Below are 22,178 nucleotides of genomic sequence, written 5' to 3'. Positions count from 1 at the left end.
CGCCAGCGTTCTACTGCCATTACTTATTTGGTGGTGGCAAAAATAGATGTCTGGCGTGGATTGAAACTAGGTGGTTCAACTGCAAAACGAAGGCACATAGCGCCTAGGGGGCAACTTCTAGGCGCCGTCTTTGGTTTTTTACTTAAGGAGGGGATATGAGCTACGGGATTCGCCTGCATATATGGGGCAATCGTGCCTGCTTCACTAGGCCGGAGCACAAAGCGGAACGGGCGTCGTATGAAGTGATCACCCCCTCGGCCGCGCGCGGCATACTGGAAGCCATACATTGGAAGCCTGCGATCCGCTGGCAAATCGACCGCATACACGTACTCAAAGCCATCCGGTTCGAGTCCATCCGGCGCAATGAAGTCGGCAGCAAACTGTCGCCGGCCAGCGTGACCAAAGCCATGAAAGCCAAGTCTACGGTCGGCCTGGCGAACTATGTGGACGAAGACCGCCAGCAGCGTGCCGCAACTGTGCTGCGCGACGTCGCGTACGTCATCGAAGCGCATTTCGACTTGACCGAAAAGGCCGGCCCCGACGACTCCGTCGGCAAGCATCTGGACACTTTCAAGCGGCGGGCGCGAAAAGGACAATACTTTCATGCACCGTGCATGGGCGTACGCGAGTTCCCAGCTCATTTCCAGCTCTTGGAAGCCGACGACGCCATGCCTGCCGCAGAGCCGGTTCCAGATCAGGATCTGGGCTGGATGCTGCACGACCTGGATTTCTCCGACGGTACAAAACCACGATTCTTCCAGGCCCGCATGAAAAACGGCGCCATCGAAGTGCCGCCCTGGCCCTCCCGGGAGGCCCAGGCATGATCCTCTCAGCCCTCGCACGCTATTACCAGCGGCTGCTCGACAGAAGGGTCGATGGCATTTCGCCCTATGGCTACAGCCCCGAGAAGATCAGCTACGCAATTGTACTGGCGCCCGACGGACGGGTGATGGACGTCAATAATATCCGCGACAATTCGGGCAAGAAACCGGTACCGCGCATTCTGGAAGTACCACAGCCGGAAAAGCGCACGGTCGGCATCAAGCCCAATTTTCTCTGGGACAAGACGAGCTATGTGCTGGGTGTCAGCGCAACCAGCAAACGGGCCGATCAGGAGCATGCGACCTTCAAGGCTATGCACGAACAGGCGCTGGCCGGAACGAAGGACGCCGGCCTCGAGGCCTTTCTCGATTTCTTGAGGAATTGGACACCCGACCAAATGGCACCACCAATGTTTTCCGAAGAAATGTTGGACACCAACGTGGTATTCCGGCTTGATGGAGAGCAAGGCTACATCCACGAGCGCGAAGCAGCCCGAATCATCCGAACGCGCCTGCTTGGAGCAGAATCAGCCGCGTCGGGAATCTGCCTGGTTCTGGGTGAATATCTACCCATCGCACGGCTGCATCCAGCCATCAAAGGCGTCAACGGCGCACAAACGTCCGGAGCCTCCATCGTTTCCTTCAACCAGGAAGCGTTTACCTCCTATGGCAAGGCCCAGGGCGACAACGCGCCAGTTTCCGAGTCCGCGGCGTTCGCCTATACCACCGTCCTGAACTACTTGCTGCGCCGTGGGGAACACAATCGCCAGCGCTTGCAGGTCGGCGACACAAGCGTCGTATTCTGGGCCGAGTCAGCAGATAGCCAACAGGCGGAAGCCGCGGAATTATTGCTGGCCGATATGCTCGACCCTCCCCCGGACGATTCCAAGGAAGCGGATAAAGTGCGCCGGGTTCTGGACGGGGTGGCCAAGGGGCGCCCACTGACCGAGATCGACCCTGGCCTGGACACCGATACCCGCATGTACGTGCTCGGCCTGGCCCCCAATGCTTCCCGCTTGTCGATCCGCTTCTGGCTGATGGATTCCCTGGGTACGCTGGCCAGCCGGATTTCAGAGCACGAACAGGACTTGCGGATCGAGCCCAGGCGCTGGAAGACCGAGCCCGCCGCACGACGCCTGGTACTGGCCACCGTCCCGAACCGCGAAGGCCCGATGCCCAAGGCGGAGGACGCTTTCAACAACCTGGTAGGTGAAATGATGCGCGCCATCCTGACTGGCGGCCTCTACCCCCGCAGCCTGCTGGCCAACACCATCATGCGTGTACGTGCCGACGGCAATCTATCCGACCTGCGTGTCGCAATCTGCAAGGGTGTGCTGGCACGCGAATGGCGCAAAGGCATTCGTACTTCCAATGAGGAGATTCCCGTGAGCCTAGACAAGCAATCCACACAGCCCAGCTATCTGCTTGGCCGCCTTTTCGCCGTGCTGGAACGTATACAGCGCAGTGCCCTGGGCCAGGTCAATGCAACGATCCGCGACCGCTATTATGGCGCAGCGTCCGCGACGCCAGCCTCGATTTTTCCGGTGTTGTTGCGCAACACACAAAACCATATGAGCAAGGTCCGCAAGGATAAGCCAGGCCTGGCCATTACCCTGGAGCGGGATATTCGCGAGATCATCGACGGCCTGCCCGCACAATTCCCACGCAGCCTGCGCATCGAAGATCAAGGTCGCTTCGCCATAGGCTATTACCACCAGGCGCAGGCTCAATACCCCCGACGCGACCCAGACAATGCAACTGACAACAATGAGTCCGAGACCGAAGGAGCCCAGCAATGACCATCATTTCCCACCGTTACGAATTCGTCTACCTGTTCGACGTCGCCAACGGCAACCCCAATGGCGATCCCGATGCCGGCAACCTGCCGCGCCTGGACCCGGAAACCAACCGTGGGCTGGTCACAGACGTTAGCCTGAAACGGAAAATACGCAATTTCGTTACCCTGGACAAAGAGGGCGCGCCGGGTTACGCCATCTACATGCAAGAAAAAGCCATTCTCAATCAACAGCATCAGAAAGCCTGGGAAGCACTGAGCATTTCCCCTGATGCCAAAGACGGATACAAGAAGCTTCCCAAAGACGAAGCCAAGGCCAGGGAAATCACTGCATGGATGTGCCATAACTTCTTCGACGTGCGTACATTCGGTGCCGTAATGACCACTGGAGTCAACGCGGGGCAAGTCCGGGGCCCCGTGCAGATGGCCTTCGCATCGTCGATAGAGCCCGTGCTGCCACTGGAAGTATCCATTACCCGCATGGCAGTGACCACCGAAAAAGAGGCGGAATCGCAAAGCGGGGACAATCGCACCATGGGCCGCAAGCATATTCTGCCTTATGGCCTGTACCGTGCGCACGGCTTCGTGTCGGCCAAACTGGCCGAACGCACCGGCTTCTCCGAAGACGACCTGCAATTGTTGTGGCAGGCGCTTATCAACATGTTCGAGCACGACCGCTCCGCGGCCCGCGGCGAAATGGCAGCACGAAAACTGATCATCTTCGAACATGATCACCCGATGGGCAATGCTCCCGCTCATGTACTTTTCGATGCAGTCAAGGTAGAACGCACCGGCGATACCGACCCTCCGGCACGCAGCTTTGCCGACTATCGTGTATCCATAGATCGGACGGCCCTCCCGCCGGCCGGCGTGATAGTCAAAGAGCTGCTGTAGGCCCGTCGCAGAGGGAACAGAATCATGAACGACGAAGACCTGATTCCCATTTCCGCCCTGCAGCATTTCCTTTATTGTCCACGGCAATGCGCGCTGATTCATATAGAGCAGCTATGGACTGAAAGCCGCCACACGGCCGAGGGGCGCCTGATGCACGAACGCATCGACCAGCCGCAAACCGACCGGCGCGGCAGCGTGCGCATTGTGACCGCCATGCCTTTGGTAGACCTGACGCTTGGCATCACCGGCCTGGCAGATGTAGTGGAATTCCACCGGAGCAGCGCCGGGGAACAAGCTTATCCAGTGGAATACAAGCGAGGCCGGCCCAAGGTCCACCGTGCTGACGAGGTGCAACTCTGCGCCCAGGCAATGTGCCTCGAATCCATGCTGCGCAAATCCGTGCCAGGAGGTGCCCTATTCTATGGCCAAACTCGACGGCGCAAGGACGTAGCATTCGACGAAGACCTGCGGGCGTTGACTCGCCAGGTGGTCTCCGATACAAGAGCTATGATCAAAGGCGGCATCACACCCATGGCGAGTTACGAACCCAAACGGTGCGACGCCTGTTCCCTGATCGATCTGTGCCAGCCCGGCTGGCTGCCTCGTGGCCGAGGAATCGATACCTGGCTGCGCAGGCAACTGGAGGATTGAATGCGTCGCCAGCTCAATACCCTATACGCCACCACCGAGGGTGCCTGGCTGCACAAGGACGGGGCCAACGTCGTCATGGAGGTCGACAATCAGGTGCGAGCCCGGGTACCCGTGCACATGCTGGAAAGCCTGGTATGCATCGGCCGCATTTCTGTTTCTCCACAGTTGCTGGGCTTCTGCTCCGAGCAAGGCATCACCATTTGCTACCTTACTACCCAGGGACGGTTCCTGGCGCGGGTGGAAGGCCCCGTGTCGGGCAACGTGCTGCTACGTCGCGAGCAATATCGTCGCAGTGACGACCCCACGGGCTGCGCCTCCATAGTACGTAATTTATTGGCGGGCAAGGTGCATAATCAACGTGCAGTACTGGCACGAGGCTGGCGGGACCACGGCGACAGGCTCACCGATGTATCGTCATTTCAGCATGCTCTCAAAAGACTGAAAAGCATTCCCCAACGACTGATTCTCGAGCCCGATGTGAATTCCTTACGTGGCCTGGAAGGCGAGGCAGCACAGGCCTATTTCGGGGTCTTCGATCAACTCGTCCGCGTCGAATCGCCGCTGCTGCGATTCGGCGGCCGCAGCCGTCGGCCACCTCTCGATGCCTTCAATGCGCTACTTTCATTCCTATATACCCTCCTTATCCACGACTGCCGCTCTGCACTCGAAACAATTGGCCTCGACCCGGCAGTAGGCTTTCTGCATCGCGACCGCCCGGGCCGACCCAGCCTCGCGCTGGATCTCGCGGAAGAATTTCGACCATTGTTAGGGGAACGCTTAGCCCTGTCTCTCATAAACCGGAAACAATTAACCGAAAAGGACTTCCGGTACTTCGAAAATGGTGCGGTGCTGTTGAAGGATGATGCCCGAAAAACCGTATTGGTCGCATACCAAGAACGCAAACGCGAACAACTGCAGCATGCTTTTCTAGGCGAGAAAATTGACGTCGGTCTGCTACCCTATATACAAGCACAATTGCTCGCGCGCCATTTGCGTGGCGATCTCGACGCCTACCCACCATTTCTGTGGAAATAAATACGATATCGCCATGATGGTTCTAGTCAGCTACGATGTCAGCACTTCCTCGCCCGGCGGGGAAAAGCGTCTTAGGCACGTCGCCAGAACCTGTCAGGACTATGGCCAGAGAGTTCAGTTCTCCGTTTTTGAATTAGAAGTAGACACGGCCCGTTGGGTCAAAATCAAACAAAAACTGTGCGATCTAATAGATCCAGAAGTCGATAGCCTGCGCTTCTATTACCTAGGCCTCAAATGGCAGGGCAAAATCGAGCATATTGGCTCGAAGCCTGTGCTTGATCTCAACGGCCCCCTGATCCTCTGATTTTCTGCGAACCCCAAGTTACGGCCTCTTTCCCCAGAGGTTCGCGCAAACGCAACCCATTGCTACTAAACCCCCTTTTTCTTATACCAAGGATTTGGGGGAAAATTTTTTGGCCAATAAAGCGATTTCGCAGAAAATCCCCTAAAAAACCAAATATTTCAACACTCTATAATCACTAAGTCGCATCCTTCGCGGATGCGTGGATTGAAACCGCCGCAGATGACGGATATCGTGACGCAACTTTCGTCGCATCCTTCGCGGATGCGTGGATTGAAACATGTTTAAAACCAAGCCGAACCCTACCTTTGTCGAGGTCGCATCCTTCGCGGATGCGTGGATTGAAACCATCTGGTGCTCGCCCAGGCCGCCAGCATCTATGTAGTCGCATCCTTCGCGGATGCGTGGATTGAAACAATGATGTGGAGAGGGGTGCTTTCCATGATCCTGGTCGCATCCTTCGCGGATGCGTGGATTGAAACCCGACCATGCAGGAGCGCGCGGCCGCGCGCGGCGAGTCGCATCCTTCGCGGATGCGTGGATTGAAACATTTGGAGCGACCGCGGCAACTGGCCGACTGCTGGGGCGTCGCATCCTTCGCGGATGCGTGGATTGAAACTTCCTGTGTGTCAAACAAAATCGCACCACGAATGGTCGCATCCTTCGCGGATGCGTGGATTGAAACATGAACATCACCCATGAATACGCGAGTTTTTCGAAAGTCGCATCCTTCGCGGATGCGTGGATTGAAACCCAATGGCTGACGAGCTGGCCGAGCGCCTGGAGCGTCGCATCCTTCGCGGATGCGTGGATTGAAACCTGCTCGTTCGTGCCCTGGACGGATGCGACCTTGGTCGCATCCTTCGCGGATGCGTGGATTGAAACAGCACCAGGAAGCCATCGACGTAATCAACCCGGTCGTCGCATCCTTCGCGGATGCGTGGATTGAAACTACGAGGTGGTCAAGACCGGGGACGATACCTGGGGGTCGCATCCTTCGCGGATGCGTGGATTGAAACTGCTCCGCCGTGACAGCGAGCTGCTGGAGCTGCAGTCGCATCCTTCGCGGATGCGTGGATTGAAACCTCGTCCGGCGTCGATACGCGTCTCGGCGGCCGCGTCGCATCCTTCGCGGATGCGTGGATTGAAACTCGCCATGTCCTGCGCACGCGGGCCGGATCGCCGGGTCGCATCCTTCGCGGATGCGTGGATTGAAACAGCGTCTGATAATTGGCTGTGTCGTCGGGAGTAACGTCGCATCCTTCGCGGATGCGTGGATTGAAACAGCGAGCAGGACGCGCTCCTGGATGGTGTCTTCCGTCGCATCCTTCGCGGATGCGTGGATTGAAACGCTGCATTCCGGTCTTGTATTCAATACGCATGATGGTCGCATCCTTCGCGGATGCGTGGATTGAAACGTACTGGAACGGCACGTCGCCACCAGTGCAGGTCAGGTCGCATCCTTCGCGGATGCGTGGATTGAAACTGTCGTTCGCGTCGCCGAAGACGTGGAAGACAAGAGTCGCATCCTTCGCGGATGCGTGGATTGAAACACGTCTCGCACCATCACCTTCAGGCCCGTGGCGCGTCGCATCCTTCGCGGATGCGTGGATTGAAACATCACCGGCGAGCTGAACAGGCTGAACGGGGCTGTCGCATCCTTCGCGGATGCGTGGATTGAAACGCGCTTGGGCCGCCCAAGCCGCCGGCGCCGTCGCCGTCGCATCCTTCGCGGATGCGTGGATTGAAACTGCAGCACGCACTCGCCGTTGACTTGCACGACAAGTCGCATCCTTCGCGGATGCGTGGATTGAAACCGGAGGTTAAGCCACACGACGAATTTCTGCGGAAGGTCGCATCCTTCGCGGATGCGTGGATTGAAACTACCGGGATGAGCCGGCCCTGGCCGTCGCGCATATGGTCGCATCCTTCGTGGATGCGTGGATTGAAACGACCATATCGACACGCTGTCTAAATTTGCCGGTGGTCGCATCCTTCGCGGATGCGTGGATTGAAACATCAGCACCAGCGGGTCATACCGACCGCCCAGGAAGTCGCATCCTTCGCGGATGCGTGGATTGAAACCACTTCCTGGTCCAAGCTCAAAACCAATAAGGAATGTCGCATCCTTCGCGGATGCGTGGATTGAAACTCCGCGGGTGCGGACAATGACGATGAGCCGTACGGCGTCGCATCCTTCGCGGATGCGTGGATTGAAACCGCGTCTATCCTGTCGTGATGCCGGTCAGCTTTCGTCGCATCCTTCGCGGATGCGTGGATTGAAACTGTAGCTGTTCGTCGATTGCCTGTTCAGTTTCGCGTCGCATCCTTCGCGGATGCGTGGATTGAAACCCTCACCGCGGGTAGCATCAAATGCGGGCCGCAAGTCGCATCCTTCGCGGATGCGTGGATTGAAACATCAGAGAGACGATAGCGTCGAATATCACGGATATGTCGCATCCTTCGCGGATGCGTGGATTGAAACATCAGAGAGACGATAGCGTCGAATATCACGGATATGTCGCATCCTTCGCGGATGCGTGGATTGAAACATCCGGAGCCTGGCCGGCCTGTCGCGCGGCTTGTGTCGTCGCATCCTTCGCGGATGCGTGGATTGAAACAGCAGGTGTTCGGCGCCACGCCCGATGCCCAATCGTCGCATCCTTCGCGGATGCGTGGATTGAAACCTTGTAGAAGGCTTGCAAGGTGCCGGCGCCCGGCGGTCGCATCCTTCGCGGATGCGTGGATTGAAACATCTCTATCTTCAGGATGATAGCTATTAGGGCCGTGGTCGCATCCTTCGCGGATGCGTGGATTGAAACCTCCTGTTGTTGATGTTCCTCCGGTTTCGGAGTAGGTCGCATCCTTCGCGGATGCGTGGATTGAAACTGTTAATGTCCATCAGTTTGCAATGATTCCGCGTGGTCGCATCCTTCGCGGATGCGTGGATTGAAACCACATACACAGCTGTGCTCAAGCAGCTTAGTGCGTCGCATCCTTCGCGGATGCGTGGATTGAAACGAATATCAGGATGGTCATTGAGCGTGATGATGGCCTGTCGCATCCTTCGCGGATGCGTGGATTGAAACTTCACATAGATCTCGTCGATATAGACGTCTCCGGGCGTCGCATCCTTCGCGGATGCGTGGATTGAAACGATAAATGCCTATCTACACGCTGCAAGGCCCAGATGGTCGCATCCTTCGCGGATGCGTGGATTGAAACTGCGGTGACAGCCATTTGTATTCTCCGATCATGCGCGTCGCATCCTTCGCGGATGCGTGGATTGAAACTATTGATGAAAACGGCCAGCCGACAGCGATACGTGTCGCATCCTTCGCGGATGCGTGGATTGAAACGCTGATGCGGTGCGCCGGGAGATCGTCGACGCGTGTCGCATCCTTCGCGGATGCGTGGATTGAAACTTGATACCTAGACATGCCATGACGGTTGAAGAGGTCGCATCCTTCGCGGATGCGTGGATTGAAACCTTGAGAGACTTCGACGTGCGCCCAGTCGAGCCGGTTGCATCCTTCGCGGATGCGTGGATTGAAACCAGTCGTTAGATAATGGCCGCTGGTACGAGACACCGTCGCATCCTTCGCGGATGCGTGGATTGAAACACCAGCATGCAGGACAAGCTGGACGCGGCCCTGGCGTCGCATCCTTCGCGGATGCGTGGATTGAAACGACATAGTCGTCGGCGTCGCCGCCATGGGGCGCCTGTCGCATCCTTCGCGGATGCGTGGATTGAAACAATCCGACACGCTGGCTTTCGTCTATGCGAACGTGTCGCATCCTTCGCGGATGCGTGGATTGAAACATCATCCAGGGTGCTCGTGAAACGCGCGTCAGTGGTCGCATCCTTCGCGGATGCGTGGATTGAAACAATGTGAGTGCCGCTTAACCAAACGCATCATAGAGGTCGCATCCTTCGCGGATGCGTGGATTGAAACTTGCCTCGGTTCATCGCAGACTCCTTTGCTTGCATCGTCGCATCCTTCGCGGATGCGTGGATTGAAACTTTTTGGAATTGCTATGGTTACTCGTGATTTGCCGTCGCATCCTTCGCGGATGCGTGGATTGAAACTCGAAGATCTTCGATGCGCTTCGCGTCAACGGGACGGTCGCATCCTTCGCGGATGCGTGGATTGAAACGAATACAGCGAATGGTCAATGGACAGCCGCCTGTGTCGCATCCTTCGCGGATGCGTGGATTGAAACATGACCCGGAATTTCTACCGGTCATCTATGAATAGTCGCATCCTTCGCGGATGCGTGGATTGAAACTCCCATGAACTTTGCTAACATTGCGAGCGCTATAGGTGTCGCATCCTTCGCGGATGCGTGGATTGAAACATGAAGCTTCCTGTATCGGAATTTGTACAGGAAACTGTCGCATCCTTCGCGGATGCGTGGATTGAAACTAGTTATACCACTGTTGAATCGCCACGAATCCTGGTCGCATCCTTCGCGGATGCGTGGATTGAAACACCAAGAATATGATCTATGCACGGATCCAGGCGGGTCGCATCCTTCGCGGATGCGTGGATTGAAACGATTCGATGCGCAGCAGGGCCTATTCTGAGTTTCCGTCGCATCCTTCGCGGATGCGTGGATTGAAACGCTGACATGCTGCTCAAGATGATTGCCAACGCTGGTCGCATCCTTCGCGGATGCGTGGATTGAAACGCGTGCTGTTCGTCCGGCGGCAGCTTGGCCAGCGCGTCGCATCCTTCGCGGATGCGTGGATTGAAACTTTTCCGATGCGCTTGAATTGTCGACTCGATAATGTCGCATCCTTCGCGGATGCGTGGATTGAAACACCCTCCGATTTCGAATCACCAGCGCCCCCAGTGGGTCGCATCCTTCGCGGATGCGTGGATTGAAACGTTCTTTGACAACCCAGGAAATCATCGACGCGCTGGTCGCATCCTTCGCGGATGCGTGGATTGAAACTATGTTTGGGTCAATAGTGCATGGACGTTGGACGGTCGCATCCTTCGCGGATGCGTGGATTGAAACTCATCAAGACGCGCAAGCATCTACTTGAACGCGAGGTCGCATCCTTCGCGGATGCGTGGATTGAAACTGCTAGGGCGGCGAGGCACGCATGTTGATCCCGAGTGTCGCATCCTTCGCGGATGCGTGGATTGAAACAGGACATAGGCCACGATGAACTGATAGGCGCGCTCGTCGCATCCTTCGCGGATGCGTGGATTGAAACTAACAAACTCATCAATAAGAGCTACCTTATCAATGTCTCATCCTTCGCGGATGCGTGGATTGAAACCCCTGCAAGGTGCCCGCTACAGCACCCACGGCGCACGTCGCATCCTTCGCGGATGCGTGGATTGAAACTTGGCGCTTATAGTGCCAGTTAACGGCAAAAGTGGCGTCGCATCCTTCGCGGATGCGTGGATTGAAACTGCACGTTCAGCCGGGCAATCGGATCAACGCCCTGGTCGCATCCTTCGCGGATGCGTGGATTGAAACACGTTCTATGGCCACGACTTTGGCGACGCTAAGGGTCGCATCCTTCGCGGATGCGTGGATTGAAACTGGCTGATCTGTTGGGCAGCCAGGCCGGTGCCTGCGTCGCATCCTTCGCGGATGCGTGGATTGAAACATCCAGCCTTGGGCGCCGACAAAGGGCTTGGGCTGTCGCATCCTTCGCGGATGCGTGGATTGAAACGTCACCCTCCTGAAGTAACTTTACTGAGGTCTTGTCGCATCCTTCGCGGATGCGTGGATTGAAACGATGTTCTGGCCGCCGCCCAGGATCGCCTTAAAAAAGTTGCATCCTTCACGGATGAGCGGATTGAAACATGAATATGCTCAAGGCCATCGAACTACGCGGTGGGTCGCATTCCTTCTGGGGCGCGCGGATTGAAACCTAGAAGAGGCCCTGGATCTGGTGCAGTCCTGCCACGTCGTGTCCTGCGCAAATACATGGATTGAAACGCGACGAGCACGTATAACGACGACAAGCGGTAGCCGTTGTGCCCATTGCAAATACGACGTTCGGTATGCTGATCAGTTGCTGGCCCAATGAGCTGCATCAATCTACGTACCCATGTAGGACACACGACGACCATATCGGCGCACCTAGCTCTCAAATTATCGCTATCCGTGCTTCTATAAATAAGGGAGATTAATTTTGTAAACCATTCGGTAATCGCCTAATCACCTGCCCACTGCGCGTGCCCAGGCTCCTGCCTTCCTTCCACGCCAGCTCCCCGTTAACAATCACCGCTACTATGCCTTGCGCCATGCGTGTCGAATCCTGGTAGGTGGCCAGGTCGCGGACGGTGGCGGGGTCGAAGACGACTACATCGGCGTGGCTGCCGGGCTGCAGTTGCCCCCGGCCTTTCAGGCCGAAGTTGCGGGCGGTCAGCCCGGTCATTTTCCAGACTGCGGTTTCCAGCGGGAACAGGCCCAGGTCGCGGCAGTAGTGGCCCAGCACGCGCGGGAAGGTGCCCCACAGGCGCGGGTGGGGCTTCTCGCCCTGGGGGATGCCGTCCGACCCTATCATGGTGTCTTCGAAGGCAAGAATGTTGCGCACGTCGGCCTCGTCCATGGTGAAGTAGATGGCGCTGGCCGGCTGCAGGCGCTGCGCCGCTTCGACGATGGGTACCTGCCATTCGGCGGCGATCTGGTCGAGGTCACGCCCGGCGCATTCGGGATGGCTGCCGCTGAAAGCGATCATGATGCGGCCCGTGAGCCGCTTCGGATCGGTATGCAGCATGGTGGAGCTGGCGTTGTAGGGGTAGCAGTCCAGCGCTACGCACTGGCAGCGCATGGCCTCGCGAATACGGGGTAGCGTGATGGCGGATTTGCCGAAGTTTTCCTGGCGCTGCAGCTTGTGGTGCGAGACCACCACCTGGATGTCGAGCTCGCGGCCGATGCGGAAGGTTTCTTCCAGCGATTCCAGGCAGTGGTCGGCCTCGTCGCGCATGTGCGTGGCGTACACGCCGCGCGCCTGGCTCAAGGGCCGGCCAACCTCGATGATTTCTTCGGTGCTGGCCGAGGCGGCCGGCGGATAGTAGGTGCCGGTGGACATGCCTATGGCGCCGGCATCCAGCGATTCGGCCAGCAGGCGGCGCATGGTCGCGATCTCGGCCTCGCTGGCGGGCTTGCCCAGGTCGCTCATGGCCATGACCCGCAGGGTGGAATGCCCCACCAGCGCTGCCGCGTTGATGGCGGCCGGCCGCTCGCGCAAGGCATCCATGTAGGCCGCGAAGCTGTGATGGCGCTGGCGGTCGCCGTCGCCCGCCAGCAGGTTCAGGGGCGCGGGAACAGGCACGCCTTCGTCCAGCGGGGCGAGGCTGATGCCGCAATTGCCGGTGATCACCGTGGTGACGCCCTGGGAAATCTTGAAGCTCATGTCGGGCTGCGCCAGCAGCGCGTGGTCGTCGTGCGTGTGGGAATCTATGAATCCCGGCGCGACGATCTTGCCCGTGGCGTCCACGAGTTCGCGCGCCTTGGCCGCGGACAGGTCGCCGATTTCGGCGATATGGCCGTCGAGGATGCCGACGTCGGCGTCGTAGCGCGGCCGCTTGGTACCGTCGATGACGGTGCCGTTGCGGATGATCAGGTCGAAGACGGGCCGCGCTGCGGGCCTGGAATTCTGTTCACTCACGGTATGGCTCCATTGCTTGCACGGGCGGGCATGAAGAATAGGCAGCCGCCGGCTGGTGGCAGGTACGGACAGGCATCTGCATCGTCACTGAAAAGCCAATGCCCGAGGCAGCGAGGGCATGGCGCGAACACGGCATTGTCCGCGCATGCGGTTCGCAGCAGTTTCGCCCCTAGCGCACATGGCAGGCCACCATCTGCTGCCCGCCGGCACCGGTTTGCCTCGGCGTGAGCACGGGCCGTTCCTGCGTGCAGATGGGCCGGGCCAGCGGGCAGCGGGTGTGGAAACGGCAGCCGCTGGGCGGGTGGGCCGGGCTCGGCGGATCCCCTTGCAACAGCTTGCGTTGCGCGGTGGCATGGGGGTCGGGCATCGGCACCGCCGACAACAGGATTTCCGTATAGGGGTGCAAAGGCCTGGAAAACAGGGTGTCGCGATCGGCGATCTCGACGATGTGGCCCAGGTACATGACTGCGACCCGGTGGCTGATGTGGCGCACCACCGTCAGGTCGTGCGCCACGAACAAGTAGGCTACGCCCAGCTCGTTCTGCAGGTCGGTAAGCAGGTTGATGATCTGCGCCTGCACGGAAACGTCCAGCGCCGACACGGGCTCGTCGCAGACGATCAGCTTGGGCCGCAACGCCAGCGCACGCGCAATGCCCAGGCGCTGGCGCTGTCCGCCCGAGAACTCATGGGGATATTTGCTCGTGGCCTCGGGCCGCAGGCCCACCTTGGAAAACAGCCACTCGACCCGCTCTTGGCGCCCGCGCGCCGTGGCGGTGTCGGCATCGGGGAAGTTGCGCATGGGCTCCATCACGATCTGGCCCGCGGTCATGCGCGGGTTGAGCGAGGCGTATGGATCCTGGAAAATGATCTGCATGTCGCGGCGGCGCATGCGCATCTGCTCGGCGTCCAGGCCGGTGATTTCCACGCCATCGATCTGCACCGAGCCCGCGGTGGGCTGGATCAGGCGCACGATGGACTTGCCGGTGGTCGACTTGCCGCAGCCCGACTCGCCCACCAGCGACAGGGTTTCGCCGCGACCCACCGTGAACGAGATGCCGTCTACCGCCTGCACCACCGGGGCGCCTTTGCCGAACCACGCACGCGAACCCGCATAGTATTTTTTCAGATCGCGCACCACCAGCAGCGGGGCTGCGGCAGCGGCGTGATCGGGGCCCGAGGCAAGCGATTCATCCACTGCCACAGATACTTCTGCAGCATGCGATGCGCCCGCAGCGGTTGATGCACCAACTATATCCGGGACGCCGGAAGCAGGTACGCCATCCAGCGGCGAGGATTCCGCGACCGCCACGGCATCCTGCGCCGCTACCGTAGCATGCCCGCCACCCGCTGCCTGCGGCACCGCAGCCAGCCCGGCTATACGCTCGGCCTCGAAACAGGCCACCGTATGGCCGTCGCCAAAGGCATGCAAAGGCGGCAGCTCGGCGCGACAGCGCTGCGTGGCGTAACGGCAGCGGGGCGCGAAGCTGCAGCCCGGCCCCAGCTTGTGCAGCGCCGGCACGATGCCGGGAATTTCCTCCAGGCGCCCCGACTGCGAGCTCATGGCCGGCATGGCGGCCAGCAGCGCCCGGGTATAAGGGTGCGCCGGGTGGTCGAACAGCTCGGCCACCGGCGCCTCTTCCACCTTGCGCCCGGCGTACATCACCACTACCCGGTCGCAGCATTCGGCCACCACGCCCAAGTCGTGGGTGATCATGACCACGCCCATGCCGAGCTGCTTCTGCAGGTCGCGCAGCAATTGCAGTATCTGCGCCTGGATGGTCACGTCCAGGGCCGTGGTGGGTTCATCGGCGATCAACACGTCGGGCCGGCAGGCCAGCGCCAGGGCGATCATGACACGCTGGCGCATGCCGCCCGACAGCTGGTGCGGAAATTCGTCGATGCGGCGCCGCGGCTCGGCGATCTGCACCAGTTCCAGCATTTCCAGGGCCTGGGCATAGGCCCGGCGCTTGCCGACCTTCTGGTGCACCATGATGGTCTCGGCGATCTGCCGGCCCACCGTCAGCACCGGATTCAGCGAGGTCATGGGCTCCTGGAAGATCATGGAGATGCGATTGCCGCGGATGCGGCGCATTTCCTTTTCGCTGAGATCCAGCAGATTGGTGCCGCGATAGCGGATCTGGCCGCCGGCGTAGCGCCCCGGCGGCGTGGGTATCAGACGCAAGGCCGACAGCGCCGTGACGCTCTTGCCGCAGCCCGATTCCCCCACCACGCCCAGCGTTTCGCCGGCATGCAGGCTGTAAGACACGCCGTTGACGGAACGCACCGTGCCGGCCAGGGTATCGAAGAAGGTCGACAGATTGTCGATTTCGAGCAGGAGAGTGCCCTTTTCCCCCATGGAGCCCCCGCCGGGCAAGCCGGCCGGCAGCCCCGGCGCGTCATGGGAATTCATTTTGTTCGGGTCATCGATACGCATGGCCCGCACCCTACAGTTGGTTTGCCAGGCGCGGATCCAGCGCATCGCGCAGGCCATCGCCGATCGAGTTGATGGACAGCACCGTCAGCGCCAGCAGAATGCCCGGAAACAGGATGATGTGCGGAGCGATGGCGACGACGTTGCGGCCGTCGGCGATCATATTGCCCCAGCTCGGTATCTGCGCCGGCACGCCCACGCCCAGGAAGGAAAGCACCGCTTCGGTCAGCACCGCTGTGGCGGCGATGAAGGTGGCCTGCACCACCACCGCCGCCAGAGTGTTGGGCAGCACATGGCGCCACAAGATGACGCGCAGCCGGGTGCCTATGGCATGAGCCGCCTCGACGAACAGCTGTTCGCGCAGCGTCAGAGCCAGCGAGCGCACCAGCCTGACCATGCGCGGAATCTGTGGAATGGTGATGGCGACGATGACCGTGGTCATGCTGGGGCGCACGATGGCCACCAGCGCAATGGCCAGCAGGATGTCGGGGATGGCCATCAGGCCATCCATGATGCGCATGATGAGGGAATCGGCCCAGCGCAGGAAGCCCGCGGCCAAGCCTAGTATCACGCCGCAAACCGTGGCCAGCACGGCCACCGCCACCGCCACGACCAGGGACACGCGGCCGCCCCACACGGCGCGGCTGAATACGTCGCGGCCCAGGGCGTCAGTGCCGAAATAATGGGCCGCCGACGGCGGTTTGAGCCGCGTCAGCGGACTGATCGCCAGCGGGTCATGGGTTGCTATCCAGGGCGCGAAGATCGCCGTGGCGGCGATCAGCACCAGCAGCGCGCTGCCCAGGTACAGCATGGGATACTTGCGCAGCGACCTGAAACGCAAGGCGCGCCGCAGGTCGTGGTCTGCGGGCACGTCGGCGCCGGCGGTCGGCGCGGACACGGAACTGTCTGTCATGGCAAAATCCTTCGCGGCGCTCAGTAGCGGATGCGCGGGTCGAACAGGCCGTAGCTCAGGTCGATCAGCAGGTTGATCACGACGTAGCAGGCCGCGGACACCAGCAGCACGCCCTGGATGACCGGGTAATCGTGGTGCAGCACGGCGTCTATCACCAGGCGCCCAATACCCGGGATCGCGAACACGGTTTCGGTCACCACCACGCCGCCCAGCATCAGGGCGACGCCGACGCCGACGGTAGTGGCGATGGGAATGGCAGCGTTGCGCAGCGCATGGCCCAGCACCGGCAGCACCGCCAGGCCCTTGGCTCGCGCCGTGCGGATGTAGTCTTCGTGCAGCACGTCGAGCACCGTGGCGCGGGTCATGCGGGTCAGCAGCGCGATGTACACCAGCGCCAGGTTGACGCAAGGCAGCACCAGGCTGCGTAGCCACGGAACCAGCCCGTGCGACAGGCTGACGTAGCCCTGGGTCGGGAACCATTGCAGCTTGACCCCGAAGCTGTACATGAACAGGTAGCCGACCAGGAACACCGGCACCGAAAACGCCAGCACGGCGAACAGCATCAACAGCCGGTCGATCCAGCTGCCGGCCAAGTAGGCGGCCAGCACACCCAGAGGCACCGCGACCACCACTGACAATAAGGTAGTCAGCACCGCGATCGACACGGTGGGCCCGAGGCGCTGCGCCAGCAACTGTGTAACCGGCGTCTGGGTGAAGATGGACGTACCCAAGTCTCCGTGCAGCAACTTCAGCGCCCAGAGCATGAACTGCCGCCACAACGGTTCGTTCAGGCCCAGGGCCTCATGCAGCTTGGCGATGTCGTCGGTCGTGGCGAAGTCGCCCGCGATCAGCGCCGCGGGATCGCCCGGCGACAGATGTATCAACAGGAACACCACAACCGCCACCACCACCACTACGGGGATGACGGCCAGGATGCGCTTGAGGATGTATTGCATGCAGGCTTCCCAAGGCCCGCCTATGCCGGCGAAACATCACGCCGGCCGGCGGGCACGATCCATCGATTTATTTATCCAGCACCCAGAGGTTGGGCAGGCCCCAGAGCTTGTCGCTGTATTTCACGTCTTTGCGCGTGGCGTACACCGCCGAGAACTGGCCGATGGGCAGATTGGGAAAGCTCGCGTAGGATTCCACCTGGAACTCGTCCAGCAGCTTCTTGCGCTGCGCCGGATCGGTCGCCGCGATCCACTCGGCGCGCAGCTTGTCGAGCTTTTCGTCGCAAGGCCAGCCCGGCAGAGTATTGCCGCAGGCCGCGCCCAGGTAGGTGTTGTTCAGGGGCGAGTCCACATTGAATTGCGCAGCCGACGAGACGAAGACGTTCCAGCCGCCCTGGCTGACAGGCGTCTTCTTGGCGCGCCGCGCCGACATCGTGGCCCAATCCATGGATTGCACATCGACGTTGAAGCCGATCTTCTTCAAATCTTGAATGGCCACCAGCGTAGCCGCATTCAGGTGCGGCACATCGGTAGGCAGCAGCACCACGATTTTCTGACCCTTGTAGCCCGATTCGGCCAGCAGCTTCTTGGCCAGCGCAATGTCGGGCTTGCGGTAGGGCGCGGCGCCCGCGTCGGTTTCATTGGGGCCGCCGCAGATGAAGAACGTAGCGCAATACTGCTTGCGCAGATTGTCGGGATAGCCCATGGCGCTGGTGACTTCGTTCTGGTCGATGGCGTGCGCCACGGCTTGCCGGGCCTTGGCGTTATCGAAGGGCGGCAGCGCGTGGTTCATGACCATGTATGCCTGGTTCTGGCTAAGGATGCCGGTCTTGAGATTCTTGTCGGCGGCCAGGTTCGAGATGAAATCGGCCGGCACCTGCTCGATCATGTCGACTTCGTTGCTTTTAAGCGCCGCGGCGGCGCTGTTGGCGTCGGGCAGTATCACCCATTCCACGCGATCCACGTGCGGGGCCTTGCTGCCCGCTAGCCCGCTGGCCGCCTCTTTGCGTGGCACATAGGCGGGGTTGCGCACGAACACTACTTTGTTGCCCGGCACCCATTCGTCGCGCTTGAAGAGATACGGGCCCGAGCCGTCGACTTCGGCGATCGGCTTGTTGGTGGGCATGTCGGCAAGCCTGGCCGGCATGATGAAGGCCGGATAGCTGGACACCTTGGCCAGGCCGTCGAGCACCAGCCCGAAGGGCTGCTGCAGGGTCAGCTTGAATGTGTTGTCGTTGACCACGCTCCATTGTCCGCCCGCCTTGGTCATGGCGTGCCCGATATTGTCGCGGGCCGTCCAGCGCTTGAGCGAAGCCACGCAGTCGGCCGCGGTAACCGGCTTGCCGTCGCTGAATTTCAGGCCGGGGCGCAAGGTGAAAGTCCATTCCTTGCCGTCGTCCGACTTCTTGTAGGTGTCGACCATTTCGGGCTGGGGCTGGCCCTTGGCGTCCATGGCGAACAGCGTGTCGTAGACCATGTAGCCGAAATTGCGGGTGACATACGAAGTGGTGAAGCTTGGATCCAGGATCTTCAGATCGGCATAAGGCACCATCTTCAGCGTCTTGGCATGGGCCTGCACGCCGCAAAGGGTGCCGGAGATCGCGAGCGCAGCCGCGAGCGGAGCAAGAATACGTTGTTTCATGTCTATTCCCAGGAATGAAATTATTAACGACGAGCCTATCAACGACGAGCCGCGGCTTGCAGAAAGCCGCAAATCACTGCGCTGGCGTCAGGGCGACCGCGGCCCAGGCGCCGTGCCGGGCCGGCTCTTGGCTTGCCAGGTATTTTCCATTTTTACCTCCCCTCTCTTTTGGTTTTGATATACATTGTCGCGCCGCTAGGCCTGTTCACACTATAAGGGATGCCCCTTTTGGCAAGAACAGGCAACAGCTGCCGGCGCAACCCCTACAAGGGCCACTTCGGCCGCTTTATATGCTTGTACGGCAAGGTCTTCCAGTCGGGGCTGGCCACGCCCTTGCCGCCCACGTAGATGATCTGGCGCGCCACCTTCGCAAACGACGCATGAAAGTGCTGGGCCGATTTCACCACGACGATCTTCTTGGCCGACAGATCGCAGCCCATCTTGGTGAACAAGTCGGTATCCATGGCCTGGTTGCGCCGGGTGGTAAGAACGATATCTATGCCCTGGGCATCGACCAGCGCGGCATCGCCCATGCGCACCGGCGCGCCGGTCAGGCCGGTCATGAGCAGATCGGGCTGGATGGCCTTGACGGTACAGACCACGTCCACCGGGTCGCCCGACAGCGGCCCGATCTTGCCGCCCAGCCGCATGGCCAGGGTGGCGCCCGGCTTGGCGTCGAAGGCGATACGCACGGCGCCCGGATCCCACAGCGGCCCCAGCGCGGCATTGCCGATGCCGCGCTCGAGCATGCGGCGCAGGACAAAGGTGGAATCTCCCGGCGCCCCGCTGCCCGGATTGTCGGGCCGGTCGGCCAGCACCACCGGGCCGCCGTCCGTGGCCAGGGCTTCGTCCAGTGCCTCGTCGATGCTGCGGTAAGGCACCATCAGTTGTTCGCGCATGGCGATCAGTTCATCGGCCAACTGGCGGGCCAGGCGCTGCGCCGCCTCGGGCTTGCCGTCGCTGTATACCAGCACCTTAGTGCCCATGTCGGGAACATCGCCCGTGGCAAAGCCATGGGCAACCGAAACAGACAGGATGGAGTCCTTGCCTTCCAGCGACTGGATGCGGCGCACAAAGCTTTGGCCGGGGTCGCGGGTGGTGTGCATGGGTACGATCATCTCGCAGTCGACCACCGCCGCCACGGGCCGTATGCGCTTTTCGTATTTGGCCACGCACAGCTCTACCAGTTCTTCGGCGCGCTCGACGATATCGATATGCGGGTATTCCTTGAACAGCACCAGCACGTCGGCCTTTTCGACCATGGTGGGGCTAAGGTGGCAATGCAGGTCGAGTTCAGCCCCGACAATGGCCTGCGGCCCGACCATGTCGCGTACCCGGGCGAGTATGTCGCCCTCGCAATCGTCGTAGCCGTCGGCCACCATTGCGCCGTGCAGGCTCAGCAGCACCATGTCCACGGGCAGCACCCGGCGCAGGTCTGCCAGCAATTCGTCGCGCAGTTCTTCATAGGCGGCGCGGGTGGTAATGCCGCTGGGCGGCGCCGAAGACACCATGCCCGCATGCACTTCCCAGCCCAGTTCGGCGCCGCGCCGGCGCGCGACGGCCAGCGGCGCGCCGTACAGCGTAGGGCTGTCGGGATACTGGCCCGCCGGATAATACTCGTGGGAGCGGAACACCTCGATGCTGGTCGGCATTGGGGAAAATGTATTGGTTTCCGTGCCCAATGCCCCGCTGAATACTTTCATGACCTTCCTTTGAACTTGATCCCACCGATGCGTGAGCCTCTGTGGATCCAATTGGGTTCCAATGAATTTACGTGCAAGAGGATCTATCGCCCCGTCCCGCATACACTACGCTTTGCCGCAGCGACGCTGCCATGCAGCGGCGCAAGGCGCTTGGCGACGCAGGACATTATCGGGTCGCGATTCGCCCGTGGACAAATAGCCAATTCGACAGCATGAATAACCTTTGGTTATAGTTTTTGGAATAGCCGACCCGCGGCACCGGCTATAGTACGCCAGCCGCACGTGAAGAGCGAGACTGCCCCGCTACCCTCGCAGGTTCAATATCCTGTTTACGTGGCCCACGGGCATAAATTCAAAAGCAAGCCGCGGGGCGCCGCCCGCCTTGCGGCTTCATCCACAACGCCATAGCCTGCTTTTCAAAGGGGGATCCATCATGCGGCTGCGCCACATTGAAATCTTCGACGCCATCTGGCGCACCGGCTCCCTGACCGAAGCGGCCGAAGCGCTGCACGTCTCCCAGCCGGCGGCCAGCAAGCTGCTGGCCAATGCCGAGGCCCAGCTCGGATTCAAGCTGTTCGAGCGCGTCAAGGGACGGCTGCGTGCCACCCGCGAGGCCGAGGTGCTGGCTCCCCAGGTGGCGCGCCTGCAGCAAGAACTGACCAACGTGCGGCGCCTGGCCTACAGCCTCAAGCACAGCCACCAGGGCCACCTGCGCATAGGCAGCACGCCCGCGCTGGGCCTGGGCCTGCTTCCCGCGGTGGTGCGGCACAGCCAGCGCACGCATCCACACGTCACCTTCGACCTGCACACGCATCACAGCGGAGAACTGGTCGAAGGCCTGCTGGCCCGCGAACTCGACCTGATCGTCACGTTCGACCGCAACGAATACCCGGGGCTGCGGCGCATACCCGTGGGCCAGACAGAACTCGTCTACATGACGCGCCGGAACAAGCCAGGGCCCATGAAGCTGCGCGACCTGCCCAAGCGCGACTTCATCGCGCTCGAGGCCCGCGACCCCTCGGGCCTGCTGTTGCAGCAGGCCATGGACGCCGAAGGCCTAAGCATGAACATCATCGCGCAGGTGCAGACCCACTACGTGGCCTGCGCGCTGGTGGAGGCAGGCTGCGGCGACACCATCGTCGACCTGATCACCGGACGCGCCATGCTGCGGCCCGGCCTGACGCTGTGCCGCCTGGCCCCACGCATCGAAGTACCCATCAGCGTCATGGTGCACGCCGACGACCCGCTTTCGGCCCAGCCCCAGACCTTCATCGACAAACTGTGCACGGCCTGCAAGCAGATCCTGCTGCCCGACGGCCAGGACAATCTGCAGGGCTGAACGCAACACGGGCCGCGCATGGCCTGGTGCCACCCACCACCCGCCACCCGACGCCACC

14 protein-coding genes, 1 pseudogene and 1 CRISPR repeat array are annotated in these 22,178 nt (G+C 60.7%); of the genes and pseudogenes, 8 read left to right on the top strand and 7 right to left on the bottom strand.

The genetic code is table 11. The features are described from left to right. Nucleotides 1–155 precede the first annotated feature (155 nt). From cas5c to cas2, 6 genes are read left to right on the top strand one after another with little or no spacing between them, the layout of a single operon-like run. Nucleotides 156–824 carry a type I-C CRISPR-associated protein Cas5c gene (gene cas5c / locus CEY11_RS07115; RefSeq protein WP_088602635.1) on the top strand — a complete coding sequence of 223 codons (669 nt, stop codon included), beginning with the start codon at nt 156–158 and terminating at the stop codon, nt 822–824. Beyond that, entirely contained in the window at nt 821–2,620 is a 1,800-nt protein-coding gene (gene cas8c, locus CEY11_RS07110; RefSeq protein ID WP_088602634.1) for a type I-C CRISPR-associated protein Cas8c/Csd1, read from the top strand. Before cas5c ends, cas8c begins: the two co-directional genes overlap by 4 nt. Further along, nucleotides 2,617–3,510, top strand: coding sequence for a type I-C CRISPR-associated protein Cas7/Csd2 (gene cas7c / locus CEY11_RS07105; protein ID WP_088602633.1), 894 nt, complete (start codon nt 2,617–2,619; stop codon nt 3,508–3,510). The genes cas8c and cas7c overlap by 4 nt, the downstream gene beginning before the upstream one ends. Nucleotides 3,511–3,534: 24 nt before the next feature. Further along, nucleotides 3,535–4,161: a CRISPR-associated protein Cas4 gene (gene cas4 / locus CEY11_RS07100; protein ID WP_088602632.1), complete on the top strand. Its 627-nt coding sequence runs from the start codon at nt 3,535–3,537 to the stop codon at nt 4,159–4,161. Further along, on the top strand, nt 4,162–5,196 hold the full coding sequence (gene cas1c / locus CEY11_RS07095; RefSeq protein ID WP_088602631.1) for a type I-C CRISPR-associated endonuclease Cas1c: 1,035 nt from the start codon (nt 4,162–4,164) through the stop codon (nt 5,194–5,196). It begins immediately after the preceding gene. Nucleotides 5,197–5,209: 13 nt separating this feature from the next. Then, nucleotides 5,210–5,500 carry a CRISPR-associated endonuclease Cas2 gene (gene cas2, locus CEY11_RS07090; RefSeq protein ID WP_088602630.1) on the top strand — a complete coding sequence of 97 codons (291 nt, stop codon included), beginning with the start codon at nt 5,210–5,212 and terminating at the stop codon, nt 5,498–5,500. Between the two features lie 179 nt (nt 5,501–5,679). Then, a CRISPR array of direct repeats spans nt 5,680–11,325; the repeat unit is 32 nt; unit sequence GTCGCATCCTTCGCGGATGCGTGGATTGAAAC. A gap of 326 nt (nt 11,326–11,651) precedes the next feature. On the opposite strand, the gene CEY11_RS07085 is transcribed toward cas2, so the two are convergent. The 6 genes and pseudogenes from CEY11_RS07085 to CEY11_RS07065 form a co-directional block, all read right to left on the bottom strand. Further along, complete coding sequence (locus tag CEY11_RS07085; protein ID WP_088602629.1) at nt 11,652–13,139, bottom strand: N-acyl-D-amino-acid deacylase family protein; 1,488 nt, start codon at nt 13,137–13,139, stop codon at nt 11,652–11,654. Nucleotides 13,140–13,308: 169 nt separating this feature from the next. After that, on the bottom strand, nt 13,309–14,334 hold the full coding sequence (locus tag CEY11_RS25525; protein ID WP_198958858.1) for an ABC transporter ATP-binding protein: 1,026 nt from the start codon (nt 14,332–14,334) through the stop codon (nt 13,309–13,311). Nucleotides 14,335–14,526: 192 nt separating this feature from the next. Continuing rightward, nucleotides 14,527–15,495 (bottom strand): annotated as a pseudogene (locus CEY11_RS25520) (ABC transporter ATP-binding protein); the annotation flags it as partial. Between the two features lie 88 nt (nt 15,496–15,583). Further along, on the bottom strand, nt 15,584–16,483 hold the full coding sequence (locus tag CEY11_RS07075) for an ABC transporter permease (protein WP_088602628.1): 900 nt from the start codon (nt 16,481–16,483) through the stop codon (nt 15,584–15,586). A 20-nt stretch (nt 16,484–16,503) separates the two neighbouring features. Further along, a complete protein-coding gene (locus CEY11_RS07070; RefSeq protein ID WP_088602627.1) occupies nt 16,504–17,439 on the bottom strand; it encodes an ABC transporter permease in 936 nt (311 codons plus the stop codon). 67 nt (nt 17,440–17,506) lie between these two features. Then, nucleotides 17,507–19,078, bottom strand: coding sequence for an ABC transporter substrate-binding protein (locus tag CEY11_RS07065; protein ID WP_088602626.1), 1,572 nt, complete (start codon nt 19,076–19,078; stop codon nt 17,507–17,509). Between CEY11_RS07065 and CEY11_RS25055 the strand changes: the two genes are divergently transcribed. Next, on the top strand, nt 19,077–19,256 hold the full coding sequence (locus tag CEY11_RS25055) for a hypothetical protein (RefSeq protein ID WP_143322722.1): 180 nt from the start codon (nt 19,077–19,079) through the stop codon (nt 19,254–19,256). The two genes, CEY11_RS07065 and CEY11_RS25055, sit on opposite strands and share 2 nt — an antisense overlap. Before the next feature lie 85 nt (nt 19,257–19,341). On the opposite strand, the gene CEY11_RS07060 is transcribed toward CEY11_RS25055, so the two are convergent. Then, a complete protein-coding gene (locus CEY11_RS07060) occupies nt 19,342–20,781 on the bottom strand; it encodes a M81 family metallopeptidase (protein WP_088602625.1) in 1,440 nt (479 codons plus the stop codon). Nucleotides 20,782–21,214: 433 nt separating this feature from the next. Between CEY11_RS07060 and CEY11_RS07055 the strand changes: the two genes are divergently transcribed. Then, complete coding sequence (locus tag CEY11_RS07055) at nt 21,215–22,120, top strand: LysR family transcriptional regulator (RefSeq protein ID WP_088602624.1); 906 nt, start codon at nt 21,215–21,217, stop codon at nt 22,118–22,120. Nucleotides 22,121–22,178: the final 58 nt, after the last annotated feature.

Origin of the sequence: Candidimonas nitroreducens (genome assembly GCF_002209565.1) — a bacterium.
GTDB lineage: Bacteria > Pseudomonadota > Gammaproteobacteria > Burkholderiales > Burkholderiaceae_B > Candidimonas > Candidimonas nitroreducens.
This window is presented reverse-complemented; position numbering and strand designations above follow the sequence as displayed.

Excerpts from the sequence above, each read along its gene's own strand:
- cas5c (WP_088602635.1), top strand. The coding sequence starts at position 156 with ATGAGCTACGGGATTCGCCTGCATATATGGGGCAATCGTGCCTGCTTC.
- cas8c (WP_088602634.1), top strand. The coding sequence starts at position 821 with ATGATCCTCTCAGCCCTCGCACGCTATTACCAGCGGCTGCTCGACAGA.
- cas7c (WP_088602633.1), top strand. The coding sequence starts at position 2,617 with ATGACCATCATTTCCCACCGTTACGAATTCGTCTACCTGTTCGACGTC.
- cas4 (WP_088602632.1), top strand. The coding sequence starts at position 3,535 with ATGAACGACGAAGACCTGATTCCCATTTCCGCCCTGCAGCATTTCCTT.
- cas1c (WP_088602631.1), top strand. The coding sequence starts at position 4,162 with ATGCGTCGCCAGCTCAATACCCTATACGCCACCACCGAGGGTGCCTGG.
- cas2 (WP_088602630.1), top strand. The coding sequence starts at position 5,210 with ATGATGGTTCTAGTCAGCTACGATGTCAGCACTTCCTCGCCCGGCGGG.
- CEY11_RS07075 (WP_088602628.1), bottom strand. The coding sequence starts at position 16,483 with ATGACAGACAGTTCCGTGTCCGCGCCGACCGCCGGCGCCGACGTGCCC.
- CEY11_RS07070 (WP_088602627.1), bottom strand. The coding sequence starts at position 17,439 with ATGCAATACATCCTCAAGCGCATCCTGGCCGTCATCCCCGTAGTGGTG.
- CEY11_RS25055 (WP_143322722.1), top strand. The coding sequence starts at position 19,077 with ATGTCTATTCCCAGGAATGAAATTATTAACGACGAGCCTATCAACGAC.
- CEY11_RS07065 (WP_088602626.1), bottom strand. The coding sequence starts at position 19,078 with ATGAAACAACGTATTCTTGCTCCGCTCGCGGCTGCGCTCGCGATCTCC.
- CEY11_RS07060 (WP_088602625.1), bottom strand. The coding sequence starts at position 20,781 with ATGAAAGTATTCAGCGGGGCATTGGGCACGGAAACCAATACATTTTCC.
- CEY11_RS07055 (WP_088602624.1), top strand. The coding sequence starts at position 21,215 with ATGCGGCTGCGCCACATTGAAATCTTCGACGCCATCTGGCGCACCGGC.